This window comes from Leucogemmata humicola, assembly GCF_055379415.1.
Map to the genome: position 1 here is coordinate 5,410,133 of NZ_AP040875.1, position 23,991 is coordinate 5,434,123.

Annotated in this window: 21 protein-coding genes; 13 read left to right on the plus strand and 8 right to left on the minus strand. The window is 62.9% G+C overall.

Annotated elements, in window-relative coordinates:
• Nucleotides 1-62 precede the first annotated feature (62 nt).
• Together AC6H4Z_RS23235 and AC6H4Z_RS23240 are read right to left on the minus strand one after the other, a co-directional pair.
• Nucleotides 63-896: an alpha/beta hydrolase gene (locus tag AC6H4Z_RS23235; protein WP_497544356.1), complete on the minus strand. Its 834-nt coding sequence runs from the start codon at nucleotides 894-896 to the stop codon at nucleotides 63-65.
• 21 nt (nucleotides 897-917) lie between these two features.
• The gene (locus tag AC6H4Z_RS23240) at nucleotides 918-1,577 is read right to left on the minus strand and encodes a TetR/AcrR family transcriptional regulator (protein ID WP_497544357.1); all 660 of its coding nucleotides are present in this window, start codon (nucleotides 1,575-1,577) and stop codon (nucleotides 918-920) included.
• Nucleotides 1,578-1,638: 61 nt separating this feature from the next.
• On the opposite strand from AC6H4Z_RS23240, the gene AC6H4Z_RS23245 reads away from it, so the two are divergent.
• The gene (locus AC6H4Z_RS23245; RefSeq protein ID WP_497544358.1) at nucleotides 1,639-2,337 is read left to right on the plus strand and encodes a CAAX prenyl protease-related protein; all 699 of its coding nucleotides are present in this window, start codon (nucleotides 1,639-1,641) and stop codon (nucleotides 2,335-2,337) included.
• A gap of 2 nt (nucleotides 2,338-2,339) precedes the next feature.
• Here AC6H4Z_RS23245 and AC6H4Z_RS23250 read toward each other — a convergent pair whose 3' ends face one another.
• Nucleotides 2,340-4,805, minus strand: a complete 2,466-nt coding sequence (locus AC6H4Z_RS23250; RefSeq protein WP_497544359.1) for an ABC transporter permease — start codon at nucleotides 4,803-4,805, stop codon at nucleotides 2,340-2,342.
• Between the two features lie 204 nt (nucleotides 4,806-5,009).
• Between AC6H4Z_RS23250 and AC6H4Z_RS23255 the strand changes: the two genes are divergently transcribed.
• The 8 genes from AC6H4Z_RS23255 to AC6H4Z_RS23290 are packed head-to-tail and all read left to right on the plus strand — an operon-like array spanning nucleotide 5,010 to nucleotide 12,631.
• Entirely contained in the window at nucleotides 5,010-5,756 is a 747-nt protein-coding gene (locus tag AC6H4Z_RS23255; RefSeq protein ID WP_497544360.1) for an FMN-binding protein, read from the plus strand.
• Nucleotides 5,753-6,697 (plus strand): FAD:protein FMN transferase, encoded by a 945-nt coding sequence (locus AC6H4Z_RS23260; RefSeq protein ID WP_497544361.1) that lies wholly within the window; start codon nucleotides 5,753-5,755, stop codon nucleotides 6,695-6,697. The genes AC6H4Z_RS23255 and AC6H4Z_RS23260 overlap by 4 nt, the downstream gene beginning before the upstream one ends.
• A complete protein-coding gene (locus AC6H4Z_RS23265; RefSeq protein WP_497544362.1) occupies nucleotides 6,684-7,505 on the plus strand; it encodes an RnfABCDGE type electron transport complex subunit D in 822 nt (273 codons plus the stop codon). The genes AC6H4Z_RS23260 and AC6H4Z_RS23265 overlap by 14 nt, the downstream gene beginning before the upstream one ends.
• A 3-nt stretch (nucleotides 7,506-7,508) precedes the next feature.
• Entirely contained in the window at nucleotides 7,509-8,909 is a 1,401-nt protein-coding gene (locus AC6H4Z_RS23270) for an MmgE/PrpD family protein (protein WP_497544363.1), read from the plus strand.
• On the plus strand, nucleotides 8,906-10,075 hold the full coding sequence (locus AC6H4Z_RS23275; protein ID WP_497544364.1) for an acyl-CoA dehydrogenase family protein: 1,170 nt from the start codon (nucleotides 8,906-8,908) through the stop codon (nucleotides 10,073-10,075). Before AC6H4Z_RS23270 ends, AC6H4Z_RS23275 begins: the two co-directional genes overlap by 4 nt.
• Nucleotides 10,072-11,208 (plus strand): CaiB/BaiF CoA transferase family protein, encoded by a 1,137-nt coding sequence (locus AC6H4Z_RS23280; protein WP_497547082.1) that lies wholly within the window; start codon nucleotides 10,072-10,074, stop codon nucleotides 11,206-11,208. Before AC6H4Z_RS23275 ends, AC6H4Z_RS23280 begins: the two co-directional genes overlap by 4 nt.
• Nucleotides 11,209-11,216: 8 nt before the next feature.
• Complete coding sequence (locus AC6H4Z_RS23285; protein ID WP_497544365.1) at nucleotides 11,217-12,143, plus strand: HpcH/HpaI aldolase/citrate lyase family protein; 927 nt, start codon at nucleotides 11,217-11,219, stop codon at nucleotides 12,141-12,143.
• Nucleotides 12,140-12,631 (plus strand): MaoC family dehydratase, encoded by a 492-nt coding sequence (locus tag AC6H4Z_RS23290; protein WP_497544366.1) that lies wholly within the window; start codon nucleotides 12,140-12,142, stop codon nucleotides 12,629-12,631. Before AC6H4Z_RS23285 ends, AC6H4Z_RS23290 begins: the two co-directional genes overlap by 4 nt.
• 22 nt (nucleotides 12,632-12,653) lie before the next feature.
• On the opposite strand, the gene AC6H4Z_RS23295 is transcribed toward AC6H4Z_RS23290, so the two are convergent.
• The gene (locus tag AC6H4Z_RS23295; protein ID WP_497544367.1) at nucleotides 12,654-14,564 is read right to left on the minus strand and encodes an Ig-like domain-containing protein; all 1,911 of its coding nucleotides are present in this window, start codon (nucleotides 14,562-14,564) and stop codon (nucleotides 12,654-12,656) included.
• Nucleotides 14,561-15,187, minus strand: a complete 627-nt coding sequence (locus tag AC6H4Z_RS23300; protein WP_497544368.1) for a hypothetical protein — start codon at nucleotides 15,185-15,187, stop codon at nucleotides 14,561-14,563. The genes AC6H4Z_RS23295 and AC6H4Z_RS23300 overlap by 4 nt, the downstream gene beginning before the upstream one ends.
• Nucleotides 15,188-15,501: 314 nt before the next feature.
• Between AC6H4Z_RS23300 and AC6H4Z_RS23305 the strand changes: the two genes are divergently transcribed.
• Complete coding sequence (locus tag AC6H4Z_RS23305; protein WP_497544369.1) at nucleotides 15,502-16,059, plus strand: hypothetical protein; 558 nt, start codon at nucleotides 15,502-15,504, stop codon at nucleotides 16,057-16,059.
• A gap of 9 nt (nucleotides 16,060-16,068) precedes the next feature.
• Here the strand turns inward: AC6H4Z_RS23305 and AC6H4Z_RS23310 are convergent, their stop codons facing one another.
• A complete protein-coding gene (locus tag AC6H4Z_RS23310) occupies nucleotides 16,069-17,247 on the minus strand; it encodes a serine hydrolase domain-containing protein (RefSeq protein WP_497544370.1) in 1,179 nt (392 codons plus the stop codon).
• 118 nt (nucleotides 17,248-17,365) lie between these two features.
• On the opposite strand from AC6H4Z_RS23310, the gene AC6H4Z_RS23315 reads away from it, so the two are divergent.
• Genes AC6H4Z_RS23315 through AC6H4Z_RS23325 form a run of 3 tightly spaced genes read left to right on the plus strand, consistent with a single transcriptional unit; the run spans nucleotide 17,366 to nucleotide 23,036 of the window.
• On the plus strand, nucleotides 17,366-21,028 hold the full coding sequence (locus AC6H4Z_RS23315) for an outer membrane beta-barrel protein (protein WP_497544371.1): 3,663 nt from the start codon (nucleotides 17,366-17,368) through the stop codon (nucleotides 21,026-21,028).
• A gap of 10 nt (nucleotides 21,029-21,038) precedes the next feature.
• Nucleotides 21,039-22,394 carry a hypothetical protein gene (locus AC6H4Z_RS23320; protein WP_497544372.1) on the plus strand — a complete coding sequence of 452 codons (1,356 nt, stop codon included), beginning with the start codon at nucleotides 21,039-21,041 and terminating at the stop codon, nucleotides 22,392-22,394.
• 48 nt (nucleotides 22,395-22,442) lie between these two features.
• Nucleotides 22,443-23,036: a hypothetical protein gene (locus tag AC6H4Z_RS23325; protein WP_497544373.1), complete on the plus strand. Its 594-nt coding sequence runs from the start codon at nucleotides 22,443-22,445 to the stop codon at nucleotides 23,034-23,036.
• Here the strand turns inward: AC6H4Z_RS23325 and AC6H4Z_RS23330 are convergent.
• Both AC6H4Z_RS23330 and AC6H4Z_RS23335 read right to left on the minus strand, forming a co-directional pair.
• Entirely contained in the window at nucleotides 23,033-23,533 is a 501-nt protein-coding gene (locus tag AC6H4Z_RS23330; RefSeq protein ID WP_497547083.1) for an SRPBCC family protein, read from the minus strand. The two genes, AC6H4Z_RS23325 and AC6H4Z_RS23330, sit on opposite strands and share 4 nt — an antisense overlap.
• Nucleotides 23,534-23,535: 2 nt before the next feature.
• Nucleotides 23,536-23,859 carry an ArsR/SmtB family transcription factor gene (locus AC6H4Z_RS23335; RefSeq protein ID WP_497544374.1) on the minus strand — a complete coding sequence of 108 codons (324 nt, stop codon included), beginning with the start codon at nucleotides 23,857-23,859 and terminating at the stop codon, nucleotides 23,536-23,538.
• Nucleotides 23,860-23,991 lie beyond the last annotated feature (132 nt).

Genomic DNA, 23,991 nt, shown 5'->3' on the forward strand with positions numbered 1-23,991 from the left:
CGGTCCGGCGCTACCCACGGCGGAGGTCACGCGGCGGGCGATCGTCGCGTCGCGATGCGACGTCAGCTCTCCCGAACGAAGCTCAGGATGTCGCGATGAACGGATGGATCACCAAGCGTTCGTCGATGTCCCATGCCGGTGAGGCGAACCAGACGTGCGCCGGGCCACGCCGCCGCCACCGCGGCACCATGCGCGAACGGAACGTATCGATCCTCGCCGTCGTGCAGGATGAGCCCAGGCACCTTTACCTGGGACGCAATTCGATCGGTCTGCCGGCCATCGATCGGACCAACTCGCTTCTCGAGGAGCGCGATCGCTCCTGTTACACGGGCATCGGAAACGCCCATGTGCTTCGCCGTGATTCGGATGAAGTGCCCGGCGTCGTACGGCGGGGCGATGAGCACCGCGCGCCGCGCGTCGAGTCCGCCGGCTAACGCGATCAAGGCCGCCGACGCGCCGAGCGAGTGGCCGACCACGGCGGCGAACGGTCCGGTCGCGCGGGCGACGTCGAGCGTGGCTTGCGCCATTTGCGGGAGCGTGGCGCGTGATCCCGTAGACCGACCATGTGCGGGATGATCGAAGGAGACGATACCAAAGCCAGCGTCGCGAAACACAGTCATGAGAGGCGCGAAGTCCGCTGCGGCTCCCTCCCATCCGTGCACGAACAGTACGCGCGGCGCATCCAGGTTGTCATACGCCGTGTACACCGAGATCGCCTCGCCGCCCGACGACATGGCCCAGCGCTCGCCGACGGGTATGTCGCTCGCAGCGGGACGACGCGCCGGCGTTGCGAATCGATCCACGATCATCGCGTCAACAGCGGATGGCGCGATTGCGCTCAACACTCGCAACGATGCTCGCTGCACCATGGTCGACACAGCAGTGAATGTCGTCATGGTCAAAATAGTACGATCGTTCTATTTTCTCCGCAAGGGCGATCGGCCGGTCGTCGGACGCACCGAGTCGATCAGTGCGTCGAGCGCGCGGCGCATCCGCGCGACTGCTCCCGGCGTGCGCAGCAACCGTTCGGAATGGTGCGTTGCCAGAATGATTCCCTGCAGTTGAAACGCAAAAAGCGCCGTGTCGAGGTCAGAGCGGAAATGCCCCTCCTCGACGGCGATCGACGCGGCGCGACGCAACGTGTCGGTCCACTGGCGCATCGCGTCGGCGATCAAGTCGCGCGCAGTGCCGGGTTGATCGTCGAGCTCGACTGCCGCCTGCAACAGCAGACAGCCACCCGGCATCACCGCGTGATCGTTCGCCCAAACATGCCAACGCTCGAGAATCGCTCTCACGCGGGGTTCACCCCGTGGCTCGCGAAGCGCTGGCACGACCACCACATCCCGAAAGCGCGCGATCGCCTGCTGCAGCACTGCCAACTCCACCGCCTCGCGCGACTCGAAGTGCGCGAACAGTCCGCTCTTCGACATCCGAGTGCGCTCCGCCAGGCGGCCGATCGTCAGGCCAGCCAATCCCTCCACACTTGCGACGCGAATGGCCTCATCGATGATCCGCGCGCGCGTCGTCTCTCCCTTGCCCATGGGATCCGGAGTCGGCACCGTTCGCGCGCGTGGCATGCCGTAAAATAGCACGGTTGAACTATTCTCGACGCGAGGCCGATACTTTAGTGTCCTGACTATGGCACTGACCACCAACCAGTACCCGCCAGACACCCCCGCGGCAGCGCGCACCGTCGCATGGGTCGGACCGTTCGCGGTCTTCATGATCTGGCTCGCGCTCGACAAGTACATTCCGCTCGCGTATCCGGCGAAAGAACTGCTGCGCGACGGCGTCCTCATCGCCGCAATCGTCGGCTTCTCGCGCCACATTCTGCCGACGCGCGCGCCGTTCTGGCTCGCCAGTATCGGGCTTGGACTCGCCGTCTGCGCGCTTTGGATTGCCCCCGACGCGCTCTTCCCAGCGTGGCGCAGTCACTGGCTGTTCCAGAACGGAATCACCGGTCATCTCAAGACGTCGATTCCGCCCGCTGAGCTTACGCCGATCATGCTTGCGCTGCGCACGGCGCGCGCAGCAGTGCTGGTACCCGTGATCGAAGAGCTTTTCTGGCGAGGCTGGCTCGTTCGCTGGCTGCAGGACTCACGCTTCGAGCGCATTCCACTCGGGCAATACACGCCGCTCGCCTTCTGGGCCACGACGCTGCTCTTTGCCGCGGAGCATGGTCCGTACTGGGAAGTCGGCCTGCTGTGCGGCGTGATCTACAACTGGTGGATGTGGCGCACGAAGTCGCTCGGCGATCTGATCCTCGTGCACGCGGTGACGAACCTCGCGCTGTCGCTTTACGTGATCACCACCGCGCGATGGACGTACTGGATGTAGGGCTACTCGGACCGAACCGCGACGATCGGATCGACGTGCAGCGCACGACGCGCTGGCAGATAGGCCGCGACCAGAGCGATCACGCCCAACACCACCGGTAGCGCACCGAACGTCAGCAGATCCGTCGCGCCGACGCCAAAGAGCATCTTTGCCATCACGCGGGTGAGCGCAAATGCGCTCACGAGGCCAATCACGATACCCACGGCGACCGTGACGACCGTCTCGCGGCCGACGAGCCGGAGGATGTTGGCGCGATCGGCGCCCAACGCGATTCGAATTCCGATTTCACGCGTGCGCTGATCGACCCAATAGGCGATCACGCCGTAGATACCGATCGCCGCGAGAATGAGTGCGCAGGTGGCAAAGGTCACCATCAGCGTCATCGACAGACGCCGGCGCGCCAGCGAGTCGTGCAATCGCGCCTCCATCGTGCTGAGATCGTACGCCGGCAATTCCGGGTCGAGTGCGCGAATCTCTCTCGTGATCGGGCTACTCATGGCGGCTGCGTCGGTCGACGTGCGCACGACGACGAACCGACTGCCGATGTTGTACTGCTCGACCGGGAAATACGCCGTGATCGGCGGCTCGGCGTCGACTTCGTACTCGCGCGCATCTGCAACGACGCCGACCACCGTGCGCCACTTGCCTTCCGCTCCCTGGCGCAGACGCTTTCCGAGCGGATTCTCGTTCGGCCAAAAGCGTGCGGCAAGCTTGTCGTCGACGATCACGACCTCGGGCGATTGCTTGTCGTCGTGATCGCTGAACGCGCGGCCCTGTAGCAGCGAGATCCCCATCGCCTTGAAGTAGTCGGGGCTGACATACGCGCTGCTGGCGATGATCAGATTGTTCCCCGCCGCCTTCGGCACATAGCCCTCGATGCCGATCGGTTCCCACGCCAGCGCAACTGAGCTGAGCGGTAGCTGGTAGTTGCTTCCAACGTACTGCACGCCTGGCAACGCACGAACGCGCGCGTCGAGCTGTCGGTAGAAAGCCGACACGGCCTCCGGCGTCTTGTATCGGAAGCCGGGCAGCGACACGCGCAGCGACAGCACGTTGTGCTCGTTGAACCCTGGATTCGCGTTGCTGATACGCGCGTAGCTCCGAATCAGCAGCCCAGCGCCAATGAGCAGCACCAGCGATAGCGCGATCTCAGCGGTGATGAGCGTTTTGCGAAGCGTGCCGTGGCCAAGGCCGAACGCGCTCGAGCCCACCGAACCGCGACCGCCCTCCTTGAGCACCGCGTTCGGATCGACACGCGACGATCGGAGCGCAGGCACGAGGCCAAACCCGACGCCGCTGAGCAGCGACATCAGAACCGTGAACGCCAACACGCGCCCGTCGATGCGAACATCGTTCAATCGCGGGATACTTGCTGGGCCGAATGGGTGCAATGCGCCAATCCCAGCCAGCGCTATTCCCAGACCCACCACGGCGCCGGCAAGCGAGAGCAGAACACTCTCAGTCAGCAGCTGTCGCATGATCCGCGTTCGATCCGCACCCACAGCACAACGAATCGCCATTTCCTTTTCGCGCACGGCAGATCGCGACAGTAGCAAATTGGCGACGTTACCACAGGCGATGAGCAGCACGCAGGCCACGGCACCAAGCAGTACGTAAAGTGCGAGACGCGTATCGCCAACGACTTGATCGATCAGCGGCACGACGCTGATCGTGAGGCCGCCATTCGGCGGATAGTTGGCGGGATACTGCTGCCTCATTCTCGCCGCGATCCCGTCCATCTCGACCTGTGCACGCGCCAGCGACACGCCGGGCTTCAACTTGGCAAATACGTTGAAATCCTCGCCGCCACGGTTGGTCCGCGCGCTCGCGCTCAGCGGCAGCGGCAACAGAAGATCAGCATGTTGAATCCCGTTCACCGCCGGCATGACTTCTTTCGTGAACGAGAAGTCGCGCGCCATGACGCCGATCACGGTGAGCGTGTTGCCGTTGAGCGTGAGCGTCTTCCCAACGATCGACGGATCCGATCCGAACCGACGCTGCCAAAATCCGTCCATGAGAATGACAGAGAGCGTCTTCCCCGGCTGATCCTCATCGCTGGTGAATACGCGGCCCTGCTGTATGCGTGCACCGAGTAGCGGAAAGAGCGACGATGACACACGGACGCCGTCGATGCGTTCTGGCGCGCCATTCCCGGTCATGTTGAAGCTCGCGCCGATGCCCGCCGCGACGCGCTCGAACACCGTGTTGTCCGCGGCGATGTCGAGATATTGGCCGATGGAAAACCAATCCTGTGCCACGTTCAGCCCCGGCGACCGTTGCCACAGTATCGCAATGCGATTCGCATCGGCATACGGGAGGGGGCGGAGTATCAGCGCGTTCGTCACGCTGAAGATCGCGGTGTTCGCCCCGATGCCGATCGCGAGCGACAGCACCGCCACGGCGGTGAACCCGCGCGCCTTGGCCAATACGCGCGCGCCGTGTTTGAGGTCGTTCCACCAGGCGTCCATCTCGTGGCCTCACGTAGAGGGTCGTATCCAACCTTAGATCGAATGCAGCACGGTCGCACTCATCGCCCCCGGATCCTTACGAAATACCAACCGGCGGCTCACGACCGAACCCGTCAAATGGATCTCGATGTGCGCCTTCTCAGCCCTGCGGCCGACCTCCATATTCTCCGGTGACGCCCATCGCACTGACCGGGGAATTACGCTGTGAATCCCAAAGACCGAGTTACGAACAACCTCGTTGCACTCGGCTCGGCCGCCGTTCTTGCGGTATACGCGGCCGGGTTTGTTCGCACTCGGCCTGCTGCTCAGCGATTCGCGCAACTAGCTGAGCGTCGCCCGGTTCCGCCCACTCGAATCGATGCGGAGATTCCCGCGTCGTCGCCCGCGGGCGCCGAGGCACCGTCGGTCGTGCCGGCGGCCGAAGTGAAGCCAAGTCGTCCGACGACCGACGGCAAGCCGACCACTCCGGCAAAGCAGAGCACTGTACCGGTTCACTCGGCAGACTCCTCGGCGGCGGCTCCTGTGGCTGCGCCGACGACCACGCCGGCGCCAATCATCGCGGCTCCCACTGCGACCGTCGTCGCTGCGCCGGCGCCTGTAGCGCCGGCGCCCGTACCAGCGCGCGATTCGTCGCACGTCGCAGCGACCGCGGTTGCCGACTCGGGGCAGAGCGGCGAGAAAGAAAAAGCGAAACTGAAGGACGGCATCTTCTTCGGCTGGGGCACATCGCGCCACGGCGACATTCAGGCGGGACTCGAGGTCAAGAACGGACGCATCATCTCGGCGTTCATCAGCGAGTGTCTCACGCAGTACTCGTGTTCGTGGATCGAGCGACTGCCGGCCCAGGTCATCGCGCGACAGGGCCCCGATGTCGACTTCGTCTCCGGGGCGACGCAGAGCACCAATGCGTTCTACTACGCGGTCGCCGACGCGCTGAAAAAGGCGAAGTGACCGACGCCTACGTCCACACGGTCGCCGTGATGGGCACCGTGGTCAGCTTTCAAGTCGTTGGACATGGCGCAACGGACGTCGAGCGCGCCGCACGAGACGACGCCATCGCGCGCGCCGTTGCCTGGTTCGAGGAGATCGAAGCCACGTGCAGTCGCTTCGACCCGCAGAGTGAACTTCAATGCCTCTCGCGGCAGATTGGCGTTCCTGTTCCTGCGAGCGCAATGCTGTTCGAGGCCGTGCGCTTTGCCCTCGCCGTCGCGAGCGAGACTGGTGGCGCATTCGATCCGACGGTCGGTCTGACGATGGAGCGAAAGGGATTCGATCGTGAACATCGCAGCGGCCACATCGTGCACACCGCGCTCGACTCGGACGACCACGTGAGCTACCGCGACGTCGAGATCAGCGAGGGTGAGAAGACGATCACGCTACATCGTCCACTGCTCCTCGACCTCGGCGCCGTCGCCAAAGGAATGGCAATCGATATCGCGGCGCGCGAGCTTCAGCCCTTCGAGAACTTTGCCATCGATGCGGGTGGCGATCTGTATTTCGGCGGACACAATGCCGCGGAGAGACCGTGGTCTGTCGGAATTCGGAATCCGCGTGCGGACGGTCTGCTCGATACACTGCACGTCTCTGATGTTGCCGTGTGTACATCGGGCGACTACGAGCGCACGAACGAGGCGGGCCACCATCTGTTGGATGCGCGCACCGGTACGTCAGTCAACACTGTCGCGAGCGCGACCGTACTTGCTCCATCGGCGATGGTCGCAGACACGCTTGCCACGGCCGCTTTTGTGCTCGGCCCGATCGAGGGCATCGCGCTGCTGCAGCGTCACGACGTCGAAGGGTTGGTGGTAACGCCAACGCTTCAGCGCTTCTCGACGCACAACTGGGGTAGCACCCACCACCCTGATTCTTTTACCGGCGATGTCGGTCGTTAGCGTCAAGCGATTTCTCCGCACGCCCAAGGGTCTCGCGCTGCTCGCGATTGGACTGCTGGCGATCATCGCCACGGTCGGTGCCGGGCCGGAGCGCGTCGGTCCGATACTCCTCGCGGGTGTCGGGACGGCTATGCTGCTCGATGCGCCGATTCTCCGCTGGCGCGAAGGTGAGTGGAGCCTTCCGAGCGGCGCGCTGCTCACTGGCCTGATCATCGCGATGATTCTCAGTCCGTACCAAGCGTGGTACATCGCGGCTGTGACGTCGGCTGTCGCGATCGTGAGCAAGTATCTGTTCCGTATTCGTACTGCGAACGTCTTCAATCCTGCGGCGCTCGCGCTCGTAGCGACGTTCTATGTATTCCACGCCGGTCATAGTTGGTGGGGCGCACTGCCGGAGATATCGCCCGTCGCGCTCGTCGCGCTGTTCACGGCCGGTATCTTCATTTGCTATCGCGTCAACAAGGTTCCGGCAGTTCTCTCGTTCCTTGGCGTGTACTATCTGCTCGTGACGATCATGGCGTTTGTCGGCGACCCCGCACGCGTCGCTGATTTGTACCGCGCGCCCGATCTGCACGCGGCACTGTATTTCGCCTTCTTCATGGTCACAGATCCGCCCACGTCGCCACCCAAGCATCGTGATCAAATCATCTTCGGTGTCATCGTTGCTTTGGCGAGCTTTGCGGCATTCGAGATGATTGGCGCGGCGTACTTTCTACTCGCCGGTCTCCTCGTCGGTAACGTCTGGGAAGCGTGGCGCCGTGTGCGCGTGCGCGCCGAGCGTGTGGTGCGCGATGCAGTTCCCGCATAGACGATGACTTCAGTCTCACGCGAGCTCGCGACGGTGTTGGCGAGGACGTCCTATGCGGACCTCGGTGCCGATGTCGTCGTCGACACGCACCGCGCAATCCTCGATTGGCTGGGATCCGCGCTCGCCGGCTCGCTCGAGGCGCCCGCGCAAATGACACGGGGCGTCGTCGCAGGACTCGGCGCGTCGAGTGAGGCCACGGTCTTCGCCGGAAATCGAGCGTCGGCTGCAGGTGCGGCGTTAGCGAACGGCGTCGCCTCGCACATCCTCGAACTCGACGACGTCCACAAAGGCTCCACCATGCACGCGGCCGCGCTGGTAATTCCTGCGGCGCTTGCTGTTGCCGAGCGCGAACACGCAACGGGCGAGGCATTCCTACTCGCAGTGACCGTTGGTTACGACGCGGCACTGCGCATTGGCGAAGCCGTGAACCCGAGTCACTATCGATTCTGGCATCCAACGGGGACTGCCGCGACGTTCGGTGCTGCGGCTGCAGCCGGATCGCTGCTTGGACTCACTGATGAGCAAATGCTCGACGCACTCGGCTCCGCCGGTACGCAGGCCGCCGGCTTGTGGGAGTTCAATGCCGACGGCACGATGAGCAAGCACCTTCATCCGGGCAAGGCCGCATTCAATGGCGTGCTTGCTGCCGATCTCGCGAAAGCTGGTTTCACCGGTGCACGAAAAATTCTCGAAGGCGATCGCGGTTTCTTCCGATCGATGAGCACCTCGCACGACGAAACGCGCGTCGTTGACGGCTTAGGTGAACGATGGAAGGTGACGGAGAACTGCTACAAGGTGTGGGCGTGCTGTGGCCATACGCACAGTGCGATCGATGTTGCTCGCGACATGCGCTCCAAGCGAGGTTGGACGGCCACTGACGTGCTGCGCGACATCGCCTCGATCCAGATCGAGACGTACGGACCCGGATACGAAATCGTGAAAGAACGGAATCCGAACTCGTCGTACGCGGCCAAGTTCAGCATTGCCTACTGTGTCGTCGCCGCGCTGCTACACGGTGGCGCGCCGTTGGAAGTTTTCTCCGCCGATCGCTTCAACGCCGAAGGTGTTCGCGATCAGGCCACGACGGAATTATTGCAACGTACGAGCGTAACTGTTGCGCCGGATCTTACCGCGAAGTATCCGAACGCGTGGCCGACGCGCATTCGCGTCGAACTGGCAAACGGCGAAGTCTTGAATGCCGCGAGCGACTATCCGGTCGGCAACCCGGAAAACCCGGTGACTACCGCGCAGCTCGAAGACAAGTTCGCCGCGCTGGTCGGCCCGCGATGGGGCAGCGACGTCGCGTCGCGGGCACTCGATGCGGTGCGTTCGCTCGGATCGGTCACCGATATGAGCACCGTGTTCCGCGCGTTCGGTAGCGGGACTGCGCTTCGCGAGCAATGACCGACATCAATCCGCGCTTCAAGCAGCACGAAGAGTATCGCACGGGAGTGCGCGAAGTTTGCGCGCGCTTCGACAGTGCGTACTGGCAGAGCGTCGACAAGATCGCAGCGTACCCCGAGGAGTTCGTCAAAGCACTGACGGAAGCCGGATGGCTCGCCGCGCTCATTCCGACAGAGTATGGTGGCAGCGGCCTGTCGCTCTCCGAGGCGTCCGTAATTCTCGAGGAGATCAATCGCTCAGGAGCGAACTCGGGAGCCTGCCATGCGCAGATGTACATCATGGGCACGTTGCTCCGACACGGCTCCGCCGAGCAAAAGCAGCAGTACCTCCCCAAAATTGCGTCGGGCGAACTGCGGCTCCAATCGTTCGCCGTTACCGAACCAACGACCGGCACCGACACGACGAAGCTCAAGACATTCGCCGAGCGACGCGGCGATCGGTACGTCGTGAACGGGCAGAAGGTGTGGATCTCGCGCATTCAGCACTCCGATCTCATGCTGTTGCTCGCGCGGACGACGCCACGCTCCGACGTTTCGAAGAAGTCCGACGGCCTATCGGTGTTTCTCGTCGATTTGAAGGACGCCGAGCAGCGCGGCATGCGCGTGCGGCCGATTCGCAACATGGTGAATCACGAAACGAATGAGTTGTTCTTCGACAACTTCGAGATTCCTGCGACGAGCCTCATCGGCGAAGAAGGCAAAGGCTTTCGGTATATCCTCGACGGCATGAACGCCGAGCGAATACTCATTGCCGCCGAGTGTATCGGCGATGGGTACTGGTTCATCGACCGTGCGCGGCAGTATGCGACCGATCGCATCGTTTTCGATCGGCCGACGGGGCAGAACCAAGGCGTTCAGTTCCCGATCGCGCGCGCGTACACCAACGTCCGCGCCGCCGATCTCATGCGCTTCGAAGCCGCGCGACTGTTCGACGACGGCAGACCGTGTGGCGCGGAGGCGAACATGGCCAAGCTGCTCGCCGCCGACGCCTCGTGGGAATCGGCGAACGTGTGTCTGCAGACGTTCGGCGGCTTTGGTTTCGCCGCAGAGTTCGACGTCGAACGGAAGTTTCGCGAGACGCGACTCTATCAGGTTGCTCCGGTGTCGACGAATATGATTCTCTCATATATCGGCGAGCACGTGCTGGGCCTTCCGCGATCGTTCTGATGCCGCTCAGCGGACTTCGCGTCGTCGCGCTCGAGCAGGCCGTCGCCGCGCCGTTCTGTTCGCGCCAGCTCGCCGATCTCGGCGCCGACGTGATCAAGATCGAGCGGCCAGACGGCGGCGATTCGGCGCGCTCTTACGACAGCGCGATGAATGGAACGTCGGCGTACTTCGCGTGGCTCAATCGTGGAAAGAAGAGCGTCGTGCTCGATCTAAAGGCGCCTCGCGATCTGGAAGCGTGCTCGCGGTTGATCGACGATGCCGACATCCTCGTGCACAACCTCGCGCCCGGCGCGGTGGAACGACTCGGCTTCGGATACGAACAGGTCGCGGCGCGCAATCCGCGCATGATCTGGTGTGGCATTTCCGGCTACGGCCCCGACGGCCCAATGCGCGACCGAAAGGCGTACGACATGCTCGTGCAAGCCGAATCGGGAGTTGTGTCGGTGACTGGGAGCGCGGAAAGCCCCGCGAAGGTTGGCGTATCGATCGCCGACATCGCGTCGGGGATGTACGCGTACTCGTCAATCCTCGCGGCGTTGTATGCGCGCGAGAAGTCTGGCCACGGCGAGCGGATCGACATCGCCATGCTCGAATGTCTCACCGAATGGATGACGCCGGCGCTTTACGTGTGGCAGGGAGCCAATCGCGTCGTCGCTCGCGCGGGTGTGCGACACAACATGATCGTTCCGTACGGTGCGTACGCGTGCGCCAACGGCGACGTGATGTTCGCCATTCAGACCGACCGCGAATGGCGTCGCTTCTGCGGCGATGTGTTGTGCGATTCGTCGCTCGCAACCGATGCGCGATATGCCACGAACTCGGTGCGTGTCGAGAATCGTGAATCGCTCGAAGCGACGATCGAGAGTATTCTGGGGCGCCACCAGCGTACGGATGTAGTCGCGCTGCTCGAGCGCGCCGACATCCCCATGGGCATGGTGAACGACGTGCCTGCTGTCGTGGGCCATCCGCAGCTCGCGGCTCGCGACCGATGGACCCAGGTGGATTCCCCGGGCGGCGATATTCCGGCGTTGCTTCCACCGCACAATCTGAAGAGTGCTCCACCGCACATGGGCCGCGTGCCTGCGCTCGGCGAACACACGAACGAAGTCCTCGCGGCGATTCGCCGCAACTGAGGTCAAACATGACTATGCGCCCATCGAGCGCGCGACCCGAACGAAGCATGTTGTTCGTCCCGGCGTCGCGATGGCCGATGATTCAGAAAGCCGCGGCGAGCCAGGTGGACGCCGTCTGTATCGATCTCGAGGACTCGGTTGCCGCCGGCGACAAGGAAGCGAGTCGGGCCAACGTGATTCGTGCCTTCACCGAGCTCGATTTCGGAAAGCGTGCGCGAATATTTCGTATCAATGCGATCTCGACGTCTTTCGCCTATCGCGACATCATCGACGTCGTCGAGGCAGTGGGCGATCGACTCGATATGATCATGCTGCCGAAAGCCGAGTCGCCGGCGGATGTGGCGTTCGTTGCGACGCTGCTCTCACAGATCGAGGCGCATCGCGGCTTCAGCCGGCAAATCACAATCGAAGCGCAACTCGAGACTGCAGCCGGAGTCGTCTGGGCGCGCGAGATCGCGCAGTCGTCGCCACGACTCGAGGCGCTGATTTTTGGAGCGGGCGATTACGCGGCGTCGATGCGCATGCCGGCAACAGGGATCGGGACATTCGACGCGAACGACGAGTTGTATCCGGGACATCGCTGGCATGCGGCGATGCATACTATCGTGGGCGCGGCGCGCGCGAGTGGGCTGCGCTGCGTCGACGGACCGTATTCAGACTTCAGCGATCTCGTTGGCTTCGAGCGCGCGTGCCGAATCGCGCGATCGATGGGCTTCGACGGTAAGCAGTGCATTCACCCCACGCAGCTCGCGATCGCCAACACCGTCTTTTCACCGACGGACGCAGAAGTCTCTCACGCGCGGCGTGTGGTCGAGGCATATGATGCGGCGGTTGCAACCGGCCGCGGCGCAGTGTCGCTCGACGGCAAGATGATCGACGAAGCCAACGTGCGCATGGCGCGCGTAGTGTTGAACCAGATCGAGGCAACGACATGACGGATCGTACGTACGTCGGGAGAGCATTCGAGGACTTTGAAGTCGGCGCGATCATTCGCCATCCGATCGGCCGCACGGTGACGGCAACCGATAACGCGTGGACCACGCTGCTGGCGGTCAACACGAACCCGATTCACTTCGACGCGCACTACGCGGCGCAGACGGAGTTCGGGAAACCGCTCGTCAACTCGCCGTTCATCCTCGCGCTCATCACCGGCCTGTCCGTCGCCGATATCTCGCGCTACGCCGTGAATCTTGGCTGGGATGAAGTGCGACTGCCGGCGCCGGTGTTCGAGGGAGATACGATTTACGCGCGCACCGAAGTGCTGAGTGCGCGCGAATCGAAGTCACGGCCGCACATGGGCATCGTCGAGGTGAAGACGACGGGCTTTAAGCAGGACGGTACGGTCGTCATGACCTTCCGTCGCAGTGTCCTCGTGTACAAGCGCGATCACGTGCCGGAGCTACCCATTCCTGACTTGAAGTAGCTCCGGCGCGGTTCACATCGCGCTAGGGGTGAATCGTCACAGTGATCGGACTGCCGAGCACGCTCGCCCCACCAATCTTCGCGACGATCGTCTCCGGACCAACTGCACCTGGCGCCGTGTAGGTCGCCGTGCAAACGCCGAGCGAACAGGTTGGAGCTGGCAACGTTCCAGCGCCCGTATTCGTCAAGGTAAAATCACTCGGCGCCGCTGTTTTGACCTTGTTCCCGAAGCGATCCTTCACCGTCACAGTCACCACCGCGGTGCCGTTGATTGCGATGCTCGCGGTGCTGATTTCGACAGTTGTCCTGAGCTCACTTGGAACGCTCGCTTTCACCACGGCGCTTCGACGAAGCACGATCCGTCCGGCCGAATCGCCCAGGGTCGTCATCGCCGCCAACGTGCCCCGTACACCCGTAACCGTGTACGATCCCGCGCTGTCCGGCGGAACCCAGATGGACGCAGCGCTTCCGTTCACGTCGACCTGAGCTGAGTCAGGCGCGACACCGAACGACGTACCGAAACGCACCCAACGACCGGCTGCGGGCTGGCCGAGTGAATCGCGCGCTTCAGCGAGGATCGGGATTGCGGTTGCACCCGCCGTGACGGTGTCCGGCTTGATGATCGTCAAGACCGACTGATCGACGATCACTGGGATCTGTGGTGCGGCCGGATTGTTTTGCGGCAACGAAGGTCCGCTGAGCTGCGGAGTGATCGACGCGAGTGTTGCACCGGCGACTGCGGCCGTAGGCCCGGCCCAGATTCCCGTCATCGGAATCCCTAGCGGTGAAACAGTGATCAACGCGTCGGCGATCACCGCACCGCGCGCGTCACGCGCGACGAATCTGGTCGGCACCGAATCCACCGACGTCAGCACTATGCGAAGCTGTTCCACGGCAACGTGCCGAGCAACCTGCTGGACGACCTCGAATATCGAATCCATCGCGACAACGGAGAATCCGTCGGGCGCAAACCCAAGCACCCGGATTTTCGCGGTCCCGTTCCCGGCAGCGATCAATTGCGGCGCTGCCATCTGACCGGTCGTCGGATTGCTGGTCCCGATCGGACCGGACACCCGTACGATAATGGAGTCCGCAGTCGTCGCCGGAACGAATCTCACGAACGTTCCCGCCAACCCGTTTCCGCGACGATCGGCAAGCGTCACCGACGGTCCGAGCGAGTCGCCGAAGCTCCACGCCGAGAAGAGTCGGGCCGAGAGTGTCAGCGACAGCTGCTGCGATACACGCGCCACGACCGTATCAGCGCACTTCGCGGCTGCAAGGCAGAAGTCATGCGTCGCGATCAGCGTGTCGGCGCCGTTGGATTTGGCGACATACCGAATCGTGTCGCCAGAGCCGACCACGGTGGTGTGCTGTCCCAGGTGCGTCCAGCGAATTCCCAGCGACGCCTTGGTGACAAGATTGCCATTCGCTCGAACGAGTCCCGCCGAAATGGCCACGCCGGTATCGTTTACTGCCGTAAGCGTCGAATCGTGCGTCGACAGCACGCGAACGCCACCGACAACCACCGTCTCCAGTCGCGTCGACGTCGGAACGACGAATCGCGAATCGGGCAGCGTCAGCGACACTATCGATAGCCCGGGTCGTCGCCCAACCAGCGTCCGAGTCCGACCGGCGGTGACATTGGAGTCCGACGACAGCGCTGCGAAACCGACGATGGTGCTATCGGCCGATTTCCAGCCGAATACGAGCGCTTGGATCAAGTGCCCGACGCCGTCCGTCGCCTTGGCCTGCACGACCGTCGAATCGCCGACGACCATCGTGTCGCGCGGCGTGACGATTTGCAGCTGCGCCGAGAACGTATTCGGACCGCTCGGGAGGTTTTCGTTGCAGCTCGATGCGATGCCGACGCAGGCAATCGTCGCCGCAACGATCGACGCGCCGCGCACGCGTTTGAAATTCGATGTACGCATCATCGGCCGAGTCGCACGGACAGACCGGCGCCGATCAGGGTTCGTGTGCGGTCGCCCTCGAGCGGGTTTCCGCTGAAATACCACTCCGAGGCCGAGCCGCGGACGGCAAACATTCTATAGATCGGGATCTCGACGGTCAGACCGACGCTTCCGCCAAACGCCAAGCCGTCGGAGTAGCTGAAGCGCGCCTCGTGGCCAGTCGTGCCGCCGGTGCCAACCCAGTTGTAGCCCGTGGTATCACGCGAAGCGTATGACTGGCCGACCATCGCGCCCACCGCGGGAGTGAACAGGATGCGCTTCCACTCGAGCAACGGACCGCCGGACAGATATCCTCCCTGTACGGTGCTCAGCGTATGAGCGATGCGGAGGAAACCACCTTCGACCGCCCAGTTCTGCCGTCGAAGCGAAAGAGAGAAGGACGCGCTTTGCATCGCGTCGCGTTCGAGCGGCAGAGCGTTGGCTTGAAGCCACTCGCCGCCAAGGACGATACCGGTATCGAAGGGTCTTGCTCCGGCGGCGCGTGTGGGCGCCTGTGCGTGTGCCGGCATCGCGAGCGCACCAGCCAGTGTAACGGCGGCACCGAGCATCGCGGTTCTACGACGAACATGACAGGTACGAATGGGCATGTCCTCAGGTCAAGTTCACAGCAGCTACAGTGTAGCAGCGAATAGTCGCATCGTCGCACTTTAGACTATTCAATTCGTGTTCTTTAAGGGAGTCCATTTGGCGAAAAATTATCGCCACTAATCAAGAACATTTGGCGGAAATCCCCGAGGACCGAACCGAGACACGGTGATTTTCGTCACCGAGCACCGCGTGGGCGCTGACTTCAGAATGACGCGGAACGAGAGTGCGTGCTCGGCACGACATCCGATATCATGGACGCCGAGACGCCAACCGGCGAGATTCGAGGAGCGATCCTTACAAGGAGCTTTGTCAGGTGTCACGACATCGGATGGTCACTGGGGCAGGCGTCGTCGCCGCACTCGTGTCGATTGGGCTAGCAGCGCGTAGCGTTTATGCGACCGGTACCCTGCCGCAACAACAGCAACAGACGCCCGCCGCCAACGGCCAGATGGTCAGCGGAATATCGTGCGACGCGCAGGAGGGACAGCGCATCCACATCCATCAGCACCTGGTGCTCCTCGACCACGGCAAGCCGATCCCGATCCCAGCGAGCATCGGAATCCCGGCCGGCAAGCGATGTATCTACTGGGTCCACACCCATACGGCCGACGGCATCATCCACATCGAAGCGCCGCTCAATCGTTCCTTCACGCTCGGCGACTTCTTCATGATCTGGGGCGAGCCGCTCACGCGATCGCGCGTCGCCGCGGCCCGTGCCGCCAAGGGCGAGTCGCTCAAGGTGTGGGTCGATGGAAAAGAGTACAAAGGCGACCCGGCAAAGATTCCGCTCACCGCCCACGCCGACATTACCATCGAAGCGGGACCGCCGTTCTCCAAGCCAGTACCGTTTACGACCTGGGGCCCGCTCTAAGCGACAGGTTCAGGGCCGCGTCAACAACGAAAGCGCGGCGTCTTGAACGCGACGGTTTGCAGCCGACGCGGGCGACGACGAGTTGGTCGTGTTGAACACCGCGATCACCGCGGAGCCATTGGCCGGATTGAAGTACAGGAATGATCGAAACCCGGCCTGGCTTCCTGTGTGACCGAGAATGCGCTGCCCATCGCGATCGATGATGAAGAACGAGAGCCCCATCCACTGATCAGGTGAGGACTCGTAGCTCTGCGACATCGGCTTGACGGGCTTCCACATCTCATCGAAGCTCGATCGCTTGAGCACGACGTCGTACCGTTCGCGCGACATACCCGAGATCACGGCGTTCGTTAGAAAGGCCGTGTACTTCGCCAGATCGCCGAGCGGTGCGTTCCAGGCGCCGTTAGGCGATGTGATTCCGGGATCGAAGTCGGCCCCGTTGTCGGTCAGCCGTTCCTTGCCCGCTGAATCCTTGCGCACGTAGTAGTTGTGCGATCGATGCTCCGCCAGGAAATACGGCGTCGATCGGAAGTAGCTGCGGTTCAACTCGAGCGGCGCGAAGATGTTCTTCTGGACGTACGCCTCCCACGGATCGCCGGTGATCTGTTCGACGACTCGAGCGAGATAGATGAAGCCGGGATTCGAGTAGCCGTACCGTGAACCGGGTTTGAACACCAGTTCCTGATACGGCATCATGGCGACGAGCTGGTTCCATGTCGTCGGCTCGAACGGCTCCCACGGCTTGTCGCTGCCGTACGGCCACGTCCCGTTTTGAAAGCCAGCCGTGTGCGATAGCAGCATTCGCAGCGTGATGCTGTCCATCATGCCGTACGGATCATGCATCGTTCGCAGCTCGGGCACATATCGCACGATCTTGTCGTCGAGCGACAGCTTTCCTCGGTCGCGAAGCTGCATGATCGAAATGGCGGTCAGCGTCTTCGTGATCGACCCCCAGTGATAGATGCTCTGGTCGTCGACGCGGACGTTTGCCGTGCGATTGGCAAAGCCGGTATCAAATCGGGCGACGATACGGCCGCTCTTCATGAACACGACGCCAGCGCCGACGACTTTGTCGCTGTCGACGTACGCAGCGAAGGTGCGAGTGAAGGACGGCCACGCGGAGGGCGCTTGGGCGGCGGCAAGAGTTGGCGCAAGCGCCGCGAGGAGCAGGAGAGGGCGGGTCGACATGAGACAGTCATGCGGCGAACGGGCGGGAAGTGCAAGTGCGTCGCCCGACCGAACCCTTCCCCCCTCCCCGCTGTCTCACCTTCCGCCTCCTATCCCCATCCCCGGCACCACCCGCTCTGTGCGCCTTTTCCGCCTCATCGCCATCCTCGCCGCGCTCGTCGCCCTCGCCCCGAGTCGCGCCGCCGCCCAGGACCCTGACATCATCCGCGGCCGAGTCACCGGCCCTGATTCGCTGCCCGTCGAAGGCGCCAGCATCTCCGTCACGGCCATCGCAAGCGGGGTCAACAAGACGGCCCGCACCGACCGAGATGGCCGTTTCACCGTCACTTTTCTCAGCGCCGACGGCGACTATTGGGTCGCCGTTCAGGCCATCGGACTTGCCGCGCGACGCTTCGAGATCAAACGGCTCGCCGATGAGGATGTTCTCATTGCCGACGTCCGCCTCCAAAAGCCGCTGACGATTCTCGCGGCAGTGCGCGTTCAGGGGCAACGTCCGCCGCCACCGCGAAACGACAACGGAACCGACATCTCCGGCACCGAACGGGCCGTTAGTGCGCAAAACCTCGATCTCGCGTCACTCGGCGACCTCGCCGCGCTCGCGAGCACGTTGCCCGGCGTCACACTCATTCCGTCGACCGATGGCGGCCCCGCAGGGTTCTCGGTCTTTGGGCTCGACGCGGCCGCGAACAGCTTCACGCTGAACGGTCTCGCAATGAACGGCAGTACGCTGCCGCGCGACGCAGCGGTATCGACGACGGTCGCGACATCCCCGTACGACGTGTCGCGCGGCGGTTTCAGCGGCGGCCAGGTCACCACGCGCTCTCAATCGGGCGGCAACTACATCGTGCGAACGATGAGCCTCACCGGCATCACACCGCAAATGCAGTGGTCCGATCGCGCCGCGCAGTCGCTCGCGCTCGCGTCGACCAACGCGTCGATCAGTGGGCGCGCGTCGGGACCGATCAAGCTCAACCACGCGTTCTACAACGTTGCCTATCAGTTCGACGACAACGTCCGCGACCTCCGAACGCTGCTCGACATCGATTCCGTCGGCCTCGAGGCGGTCGGTATCTCGCAGGATTCCGTCGCCCGCCTTCGCAGCGCGCTCGAAGCAGCCGGCCTTCCGTACTCCGTCGCCGGATTTCCGAGCGCCAACCGATCGCAGCGCGGTTCGTTGCTCGGATCGTTCGACTTTACGCCGAACTCCTCGCAGGGGCACTCGCTCAACCTGACTGTCAACGGTAACTGGGGACGCACACTTCCGACCGGGTTCAATAGTTGGGATTCGCCGGCGCACGCGGGACGCGCCGACAATCGCGCCGGATCGGTACAGCTGCGACACACCGCATACTTCAACTCGATCATTCTTTCGACCACATCGATTGGTCTATCGGGCAGCGTCAACGAGAGCGAGCCGTATCTCTCATTGCCCGGCGCCAGCGTCCGCATCACGTCCGACTTCGCTGATGGCTCATCGAACGTTCGCTCCATTCTCGTCGGCGGCAATGCGGCACTCGGCTCCACGTCGTCGAATACCAACCTGCAATTCCGAAATGCGCTGTCGTGGCTCAGCATGGATGGCAGCCACAAACTCACGCTCACGACCGAACTCGCGCGCAACTCTTCGATGACCGATCAGTCGTCGAACTTGCTCGGCTCATTCGCGTTCAATTCGCTCGCCGATTTCGAGGCTGGTGTGCCATCGTCCTTCTCGCGAACGCTCACACCACGTCGACAGGGACGCAGTCAAGGCACGCTCGGCCTCTCACTCGGCGACGCCTGGCGCCCGAACCCCGACTTGAGCATCACCTACGGTGTTCGCGTCGACGCGAGTCGCTTCGGATCGAGGCCAGAATACAACCCGCTCGTGCAACAGACGTTCGGAATCCGCAACGATCTCGTTCCCAATCCAATCGCACTCAGCCCGCGGATAGGATTCTCTAAAACGCTGGGCGAATCGCCGCAGATTTCAGTCGCGGATGGTTTCGTGCGCGGTCCGCGACAGCGTATCGCGGGCGGCATCGGTGTGTTTCAGGGATCGCCGGCGCAGTCGCTGATGAATCGCGTCATCTCGAACACAGGCCTGCCGAGCGCAGTGCAGACGCTGACATGCGTGGGGGATGCGGCGCCGGTGCCGAACTGGGAGAGCTATCGCATCGATCCATCGACGGTGCCGTCGACGTGCGCCGACGGAACGAATGGCTCGGTGTTCGCGACCTCGCAGCCGGGCGTCACACTCGTCGATCCGAATTACCAGGCGTCGCGACGGTGGAGCGCCGATCTGAATTGGCAAGGGTGGGTTTTGCAGAACCGCTTCAACCTCGCCGTCGCGGGGAGCTATGCGCTCAACCTCGATCAACAGGGTGAGATCGATTTGAATTTCTCACCGACGCAGCGCTTCACGCTGGCCAACGAAGGCAACCGGCCCGTCTACGTCGCGTCGAGCAGCATCGTCCCAGAGACCGGCGCCATCGCATCGGGCGACGCTCGCGTCTCTCCTGCATTCTCACGCGTCACGCTGATCAACTCGGGACTTCGCTCCGACTCGAAGCAGATCATCGTACGAATCTCTCCGGTGAGCTTCAACTCGAACTTCACCTGGAACGCGAGTTATACGCGAAGCTGGAACCGCCGGCTGATTCAGGGCTTCAGCAGCACCGTCGGCAACCCGCTCGACCGGCAGTGGGGCGACAACGATCTGAACGCCAAGCATCAGGTTCAGCTGTCGCTGAACTACAATCTGGCGAACACGCTCCGACTCAACTGGACGGTTTCGGCGCGGTCGGGCATTCCGATCACGCCGCGCGTCGCCGGCGACATCAATGGCGACGGGTATTCGAACGATCGCGCCTTCGTCTTCGATCCGGCACACACTGCGGATTCGTCCCTCGCCGCGCAGATGACGCAGCTGCTCAACGACGGCTCTCCGATCGCACGCGACTGCCTGCGCTCGCAATTGGGCCAACTATCCAAGCTCGGCGCCTGTCGCGGGCCATGGGTGTTGAGCGGCAACAACGCGATCAATATCTCGATCAATCCAATGAAGCTGCGCATGCCGCAGCGAACCCAAGTCCGCTTCCAGCTCTCAAACCCGATGGGCGGAGTGGACCTGCTCGCGCACGGCGCCGGACACGTCCGCGGCTGGGGTCAGATGACCAGCCCCGATCAAACGCTTCTATATGTTCGCGGCTTCGACGCCGCGACCCAGCAGTTCAAATACGAGGTGAATCAGCGCTTCGGTTCGACCGCCCTCCAACAGAGCGTCTCTCGCTCGGCGCCTGTGACACTGACGGGTCTGCTGACGGTCGATCTCGGACCGTCGCGCGAACGTCAGTCGCTCACGCAGATGCTCGACCGCGGTCGCAAGTACAAGGATCAGGGAAAGCAGAACGAGCTGTCGATCAAATCGATGTACTCGAGCGGCGGAATGCCGAACCCGATGACGAGCATGCTGCGTCAGGCGGTGGAGCTCAAGCTCTCGCCGGAGCAGGCTGACAGCATCGCGACGCTCAATCGCTGGCTCACCGTTCGTCTCGACTCGATCTGGAGTCCCGTCGCCAAAACGCTTGCGGCACTGCCCGATCTCTACGATCAGAGCGTGGCGTACGATCACTACCGCGTCGCCCGCGAAGCGTCGTTCGATCAGCTGATTCGCATCGCGCCCGATCTCGTCGCGCTCCTCACCGACGAGCAGAAGCGGCTGATGCCGAGTGGGCTGGCCAACCTGCTTGATGTGCGGTATTTGAAATTGATTCGCTCGAACTCGAGCACTAGTTACTGATCTCTCGTTGATGACACGGATGCTTGCTTCGATTGGTTCTCGCGCCGTCACTGCGCGCGCGGTTCTCCTCGGCCTCGCCGGTTCGAGTGGCGCGTTCGCTCAAACTCCTGCACCGCAACGCCCGACGATCGCCGTTCGCGCGCTTGGCGCAACGACTGCGACCACGGCGCTGACTTTCAATCAGGTCCAGCACCTACGCGCGCTGTCCGACGGTCGAATCCTCGTCAACGACCCGGGCAAGCGACAGGTGATTCTGCTCGATGCGAATCTCGCGAACCCCAAGGTCGTGATCGATTCGTCGGGTGGCGTGAACATGTACGGCCAGAATGCCGGCGCGCTCATTCCATTCGCTGGCGATTCCACACTGTTCGTTGATCGAACCACGTCGGCATTTCTCGTCATCGATCCAAAGGGCGACGTCGGCCGCGTGATGTCGATGCCGGCAGGCAATTCGTCGCTCGCTTCGTATCTCACCAACCCATCGACGTACGGGTATCCAAGCTATTCGCCGGCGCTCGGAATCGTGTATCGTCTTCCAATGCCGCGCCCGCAAGTCGATCGTCCACGGCAGGGCGATCCGGAGATCACGCGCAACTTCGACGACAGCGCGCTCGTGGTGACGATGAACGTCAAGCGACGCACAGTTGACACACTTACGCGTGTCTCGTCGGGAAGCACGCTGACGATCAAAATGAGCGCGACGAATACGAACACAAACACACGCGCGCCGATCTTTCCCATCTTCGACGATTGGACCGTGACGACCGACGGATCGGTCGCGGTGCTTCGAGGTCGCGAGTACCGCGTCGACTTCTACCGGGCCGACGGCACACGCACTCCAGGCCCACGCCTGGCCTATCCCTGGAAACCCGTGGATGATGAGGAGCGCACGCGTCTGATCGATTCGGTGAATACGCAGCGTCGCAAGCAATTCGACGACATGATCGAAGAAATGAAGAAGCGTGCGCTCGACTCGACGCAGACCGCGGGACCTGGCGGCGAAAAGATCATTCTCGTCGACGGCATGCCGATTCGAACGTACGGAGGCGAGCGCATGCCGCCGCCAACGCCACCGGCTATCGTGCCGCCGAACGAGATTCCCGACTATCTCCCCGCCGTTGAGCGAGTGACTGGCGCTTATCGCGCTGACGAGGACAATCGCGTCTGGATCCGGCCCAAGCCGCTGTCGAGCGCGCCTCGCAACGCCGGAACGATCTACGATGTCGTCGATCGCACTGGCGCGCTCGTCGATCGCGTGCAGCTTCCCGTTGGTCGCACGCTGGTGGGATTTGGACCGGGCGGATTCGTCTTCGTCACCGTCCGCGACGGGAGCACCGTGAAAATCGAGAAGCACGCGTTCAAGTAGCTGGCTGGTCCCACGGAACAACTGATGCGGTGGCGGGTGCCACGGACTATGACAGGCTTTCTTTCGCGACTGCGATCGCTCTGGCAACCCGCCCAATCACCGCGAGTCGAAGAATTCGACGTGCGCGGCTTTGGCGTCATCGTCGACAACACGCGGCCCGATATCGAGACGCCCGTCGTGCTGCAGCGACTCGACGATGCGCTGGAGCTCATCGAGACCTATCAGCCGTGGCGCATCGCGCACATGCGACGCGACCTCAACGGCTTTGTCGTGATGCGGTACGCGTGTCGCGGAGCATTCTTTCCCGACCAGCGCGTGTGCATGACCGAGCTCACGTTTCTCGCGCGCACCGACATCACGGCGGCTCCCGTTGCCTCGTCGATTCTGCACGAAGGAATTCACGCTCGCGTGCACGCCATGGGTGTCGCCGAGGCGACACGCGACCGCTCGCGAGAGGAGCGCATCTGTCGTCGCGCCGAGCTGGAGTTCGGACTGTCACTCCCGCCAGAACTTGGCGCGCCGGTGATCGAACGCGCCGTTGCAAGTCTCCAGCTCGACGACAACGATGTCGCGCCAACCGTCGACTGGGCCGAGGCCCAACGCCGCCAGGATGCGATCGACGCCGAGGCGAAGCGGCGCTAAGCTGTCCCTTCGCGCACCATCCGCTCGGCGAATAGTTGCATGATGCCCGTCCAACCGTTCGGCGAATCCACCGACATGCGTGCCGCCGCGCCGGACGCACCGTGGCGCTCGAAGTGCCGATGTTCGAGGTCGACGCGCGTCATTCCGTTCGGTTCGGGCGTGAAGCGCACCTCGACTTCGCTCGACTTCGTGAGATCCGGTTCGAAGGTGAAATCAGGCTTTACTTGCCAGGCAACAACGAATCGGCGCGGTGGCTCCCACAGCAACACCTTACCCCAGTCGCACTCGGTCCCGTCGTCTTGTTCGGTGTAGCAGCGACCGTCGACCTTCTCTTCGATGATCGCGCGCGTCATCGGCGATTTGCCGATGTGGTGCGAGCGCGGCCACCACGAGTCGAAGTCCGCGGTGAACACCTCGAACGCGCGTTCGGCACTCGCCTTTACCGTCACCGATTTGCGGACGGGCGTCGTGTTCGTGTTTGGCGTGGGATCGGTCATCGTCACGACTGCCTCCTCGGTTTGGTCCCTTCCACTCGTTGTTTGAACGACATGAGCGCGACGCCCCAGAACTCGTCGAAGTACTCGCGGAGCGAGGCGAAGGCCTGCGGGTTGAGTTCGTAGAGGCGCCTGTTCCCGTCTGGGCGGTCGACCACGAGGTTCGCATCCTTCAGAACTCGCAGGTGCTGCGAGATCGCCGGACGACTCATGGGGAAGCCGCGCGCCAGTTTCCCCACGGGCATCGGCCCGTGTCGCAGTCGTTCGAGGATGGCTCGGCGGGTCGGATCACCAACGGCGTCGAGCTGCGATTCTAGGTAAGTATTCACTTACGGTAAGTAATGTCTTACCCAATTGGCGTCAAGCAAATTCGGCGCAGCCTTGCCCGGACGGTGACAATGCGCGGCTCACCGCGCATGTTTTGACACATGCCATTGCCGTTCGCCAGAGAATCCAAGCCT